The organism is Vibrio sp. V43_P6S15P86, from assembly GCF_009904725.1.
Lineage (GTDB): Bacteria > Pseudomonadota > Gammaproteobacteria > Enterobacterales > Vibrionaceae > Vibrio > Vibrio diabolicus.
Map to the genome: position 1 here is coordinate 1 of NZ_WXWT01000102.1, position 2,423 is coordinate 2,423.

Sequence of the window (2,423 nt, forward strand, 5' to 3'; positions counted from 1 at the left end):
TATTAATCCTGATGTCTTACGTATTTATCGTGTCGATTTTTGCAAACTTAGTTTATTGGCATATGCTAAAAATGTTATTGGCATATGCCAATTTAAGGCGTAATTTGACCCTGTGTTTTCGAGGGATAATGATGGCAAGACCAAAAATAGAAAGACGAATATGCGGACGTGCTGCGCACCATTGTTTCAAACCTAATGGCGTGCCATTTCATCAGTTGGAGCAAGTCGCCATATTACCAGAAGAGCTAGAAGCACTGCGTTTGGCCGATTTAGAGGGTCTTAGCCAGCAGCAAGCTGCTGAACAGATGGGCGTCTCTAGACAAACTTTTGGTAACACAGTAAAAAGTGCAAGATTGAAAGTCGCAAAAAGTTTAGTTGAAGGTCATGCATTAGTTTTTCCGGATGAGGAGTCAAACTTATGATTTATGCTATTCCTAATGATGGTGAGCGGGTGGCAAACCACTTTGTTAAGGCACCATATATTGCTATTTATTCTGATACTGACGGCATGCTAAAAAACTTAGCGAACATTGCTTCGATGCCACAAGCAGGTTGCAATGCGAAGTCTCAGTTAATTCAGTCTCTGCAAGAGTATAATGTGGAGGCTGTACTTGTACGAAATATCGGTGAACGCGCACTAGAAAAATTACTTCGTAGTGGCACGCAAGTATTCAGGCTTTCTACCCGTAGCTCACTGGAAGATGTACTTGCGGTTCCAAGAGAGCCTCTCATTGAGCCGTCTCAAGGTCGTCCCTCAAACAATCATAAGAAAAATGCTCACAAGCCAAAAGGCGGTTGCGGTTCCTGTGGTTGTGGTGGCAAAAAATCCAAACCCTCCTTGCTGGCAAGACCGAAAGCACCAGCAGGGCTACTTAAAGTGACATCTCGCCCTGCTATACTTAGGCTAAAGACGATGGCTAATAAGGCAGGTTAATATGGTTTGGTTATTTACCTTTCTTGGTTTTCTCGCAATCATTTTGTTGATGTCGCTTGGCGTCATTTTCCACAACAAGCGTATTCAAGGGAGTTGTGGCGGATTGAATAATGTCGGTGTTGATAAGGTGTGCAATTGTGAAACCTCTTGTGCCGAGCCTGAAAGACGTTTGTATCAAATATCCGAACCTAATTCGTCATCTGAGCGCTAAGATCTTTTGCCCATTTCGGTAAGGTTTGCTTAAACCAGTCAATGTATTTACTGGTCTGCGGGTTCTGTCTCGAGACCAGTATGTTAACCACTTCTACCACCATCCACGTTTTAGCTATTGCAATCGTTCTTGCTAAATTACTCGCATCGCCTTGATTTGCCGTCTTGGTATAGGTATGCGCCACAGCAAGATAATCTTCGAATGTGCCCATGCCCTTGACTAGTGGCGCTAAATCTATCGCGATATGCCCTGTCGAAAAACGTTCCCAGTCGAACAGCACCAAATCGCCATTATCTCGTCGCCCCCAGTTCCCGGCATTGGTGTCTCCAGAGATCAAATTTTTGGCGTTGAAAAGCGGGCCGGATTGCTCTTGTAGCTGATAGAAGAACCGCTCTGTTTTTGCGTCTAGTTTGAGCGTGCTTAAAGCTTGGGAAGTGGCAGGTTGTGTCCACTGATGAGGATGATAAACACCATTTGATGTCGGAGATAGTCTATGTATTTTAGCTAGTTGTTCTATCACGCGCGGCTCTTCAAGCAGGAATTCTTGATTGACAGAGTGCGGGATATACTCGATTCGTAACGTATTTTGTTGGTGATCGTAATCAATGAGCTCAGGCACAAGAATGCCAAATTCATTGAATGGTTTAGCCTGGTGTTGATAAAAAGCGACCTCAACCTGTTCTACCTGCTGTTTTTCAATGAATGAAATGCCGTGTTTTTCTACCAGATAAACTTTGGCACTGCCCATCTGGTTAAGCTCTTGCCTTGACATGAGACATCCTGTCTTTTGATGGTGGAACCTTCACTTACCTTAAACGCGAAAGGTGTGTGCTCCAAGAATACTTAAAGAGAACATTGAAACAAAATAATGCAATGGTTTGAGTATAAAATTGTCGCTAGTGTCTAAATTTTACACAGTGGCTTTTACGCATCGTTAACCACGTTCTACGCTTAATATTCGATTTAAACAAGGAGAACCAATATGGCTGTAATAAAGCAGGATATTCCAAATCGTGTAACGGTTTATCATGACAATGTCGATCAAGAACAAGAGCTGAAAAATGCGATGCTGCCAGAGAAACCGCGCTACTTTAACGGTGCTCCGACTTACAAAGCGAACAGCATCGAAGAGTTTGAAAATAAAATCAGTCAGATCGGTTTGTCTCTCGATAAATAAATTTTAATTTACCTAAAAGCGCCCTCATTTTGAGGGCGCTTTTTTATTTGATTGATTTGAATCGTAGAGAATTAACCTTGTTGAGCACTGCCTTGGCAGAC

5 protein-coding genes are annotated in these 2,423 nt (G+C 42.7%); 4 read left to right on the forward strand and 1 reads right to left on the reverse strand.

The features are described 5' to 3' along the window. Positions 1-131: 131 nt before the first annotated feature. Genes CAG69_RS04320 through nqrM form a run of 3 tightly spaced genes read left to right on the forward strand, consistent with a single transcriptional unit; the run spans position 132 to position 1,145 of the window. The gene (locus CAG69_RS04320) at positions 132-422 is read left to right on the forward strand and encodes a DUF134 domain-containing protein (protein WP_005392669.1); all 291 of its coding nucleotides are present in this window, start codon (positions 132-134) and stop codon (positions 420-422) included. Then, a complete protein-coding gene (locus CAG69_RS04325; RefSeq protein ID WP_161442895.1) occupies positions 419-934 on the forward strand; it encodes a NifB/NifX family molybdenum-iron cluster-binding protein in 516 nt (171 codons plus the stop codon). Before CAG69_RS04320 ends, CAG69_RS04325 begins: the two co-directional genes overlap by 4 nt. 1 nt (position 935) lies before the next feature. Next, entirely contained in the window at positions 936-1,145 is a 210-nt protein-coding gene (gene nqrM / locus CAG69_RS04330; protein WP_005392671.1) for a (Na+)-NQR maturation NqrM, read from the forward strand. Here the strand turns inward: nqrM and CAG69_RS04335 are convergent. Beyond that, positions 1,123-1,917, reverse strand: coding sequence for a phosphotransferase (locus CAG69_RS04335; protein WP_161442898.1), 795 nt, complete (start codon positions 1,915-1,917; stop codon positions 1,123-1,125). The genes nqrM and CAG69_RS04335 overlap by 23 nt on opposite strands. Before the next feature lie 210 nt (positions 1,918-2,127). Here CAG69_RS04335 and CAG69_RS04340 point away from each other — a divergent pair, with 210 nt between their 5' ends. Further along, positions 2,128-2,322, forward strand: a complete 195-nt coding sequence (locus CAG69_RS04340; protein WP_005392673.1) for a hypothetical protein — start codon at positions 2,128-2,130, stop codon at positions 2,320-2,322. Positions 2,323-2,423: the final 101 nt, after the last annotated feature.

Coding starts and splice junctions, on each gene's coding strand:
- nqrM (WP_005392671.1), top strand. CDS start 936: ATGGTTTGGTTATTTACCTTTCTTGGTTTTCTCGCAATCATTTTGTTG.
- CAG69_RS04320 (WP_005392669.1), top strand. CDS start 132: ATGGCAAGACCAAAAATAGAAAGACGAATATGCGGACGTGCTGCGCAC.
- CAG69_RS04335 (WP_161442898.1), bottom strand. CDS start 1,917: ATGTCAAGGCAAGAGCTTAACCAGATGGGCAGTGCCAAAGTTTATCTG.
- CAG69_RS04340 (WP_005392673.1), top strand. CDS start 2,128: ATGGCTGTAATAAAGCAGGATATTCCAAATCGTGTAACGGTTTATCAT.
- CAG69_RS04325 (WP_161442895.1), top strand. CDS start 419: ATGATTTATGCTATTCCTAATGATGGTGAGCGGGTGGCAAACCACTTT.